The organism is Mycobacterium sp. E3247 (assembly GCF_001667785.1).
In the GTDB taxonomy this organism is placed as follows: Bacteria; Actinomycetota; Actinomycetes; order Mycobacteriales; family Mycobacteriaceae; genus Mycobacterium.
On sequence record NZ_LZJG01000378.1, the window covers coordinates 1 to 1,065 of the forward strand.

Below are 1,065 nucleotides of genomic sequence, written 5' to 3' on the forward strand. Positions count from 1 at the left end.
ACGCCGATCGACTTCCGGGTCTTGCCGCGCAGCGAATTGACGAACGCGTCCCCGACCGCGCCGACGCCGGGTGGCTCGTCGGTGCCGCGGGCGAACGTCACCTCGGCATCAGGGCAGGGGGCGGCGGACGCGGGGGTAATGAAAATTGGTGCGTTCAGCAGCGCCGCCGAGGTGGTGACCACGGCGGTACCCAGCAAACGGGCGAATCGGTGTGCGTTCACGCCCCAATGCTGACACGTCCGGTGCGTGGCGCGACACCCCTGAGCGCCTGATTATTGGAGCCGGGGAGCCGGCCGCCAGCAAACCCAAAAGCCAAAGCCGCCTCACATATTGGGTCCGTAATATCGCGTCATGAGGCTTGTCGCGATAACACCGGGCGCGCATCGCGTCCTCAGCCTGGCGGCCGCCGCCCTCGTCGCGGCGGCATTGCTTATGGCCCCGGCGGCAATGCCCCCGCCGATCGCGGGACTGATGCCGGCCGCATCGGCGGCGTGCCCAGACGCCGAGGTGGTTTTCGCTCGCGGGCGAGAGGAGCCACCCGGCGTCGGCGCGGTCGGGGACGCGTTCGTCAATTCGCTGCGCGGCAAGACCCGGAAGTCGATCGGCGTGTACGGGGTGAATTATCCCGCCAGCATCACTACCGGCAGTGGCGCGAACGACATCGGCGCCCATGTCGAATCGATGGCCAGAAGTTGCCCGAACACCCGCATCGTGCTCGGCGGCTACTCGCTGGGTGCTGAGGTGGTTGACCGCGCGATGTGGGGTGGGCTGCCGCCGGGTCTGGACCAGCGCATCGCAGCGGTCGCACTGTTCGGCAATGGCACCCACGGGCTGGCCCCCGCGTTCGCCGGTAAGACGATCGATCAGTGCACCGCGGGCGACCCCATCTGCGGGAGGGGCACGAATTGGCCGTCGCACCTGCAGCCTTCATACATCGGCTCCGGCCTGGTCGATCAGGCCGCCGGCTTCGTCGCCGGGCGGCTCTAGGTGTACTCGGCCAAGACGTTGGTAGCAGGCGTGTCGGGTTGATGTGAGAAGAACCTCCAGGTGAGGTGTGGCTTGTCG

The 1,065-nt window shown here is 67.9% G+C and carries 2 protein-coding genes; one reads left to right on the top strand and one right to left on the bottom strand.

Annotated features, from left to right (window positions below; all coding sequences use genetic code 11):
• The coding region (locus A9X04_RS20670) for a cutinase family protein (protein ID WP_156764445.1) at positions 1 to 221 on the bottom strand (221 nt) is incomplete at its 3' end.
• Positions 222 to 351: 130 nt separating this feature from the next.
• On the opposite strand from A9X04_RS20670, the gene A9X04_RS20675 reads away from it, so the two are divergent.
• Positions 352 to 987, top strand: a complete 636-nt coding sequence (locus A9X04_RS20675) for a cutinase family protein (RefSeq protein ID WP_067924371.1) — start codon at positions 352 to 354, stop codon at positions 985 to 987.
• Positions 988 to 1,065: the final 78 nt, after the last annotated feature.

Coding starts and splice junctions, on each gene's coding strand:
- A9X04_RS20675 (WP_067924371.1), top strand. CDS start 352: ATGAGGCTTGTCGCGATAACACCGGGCGCGCATCGCGTCCTCAGCCTG.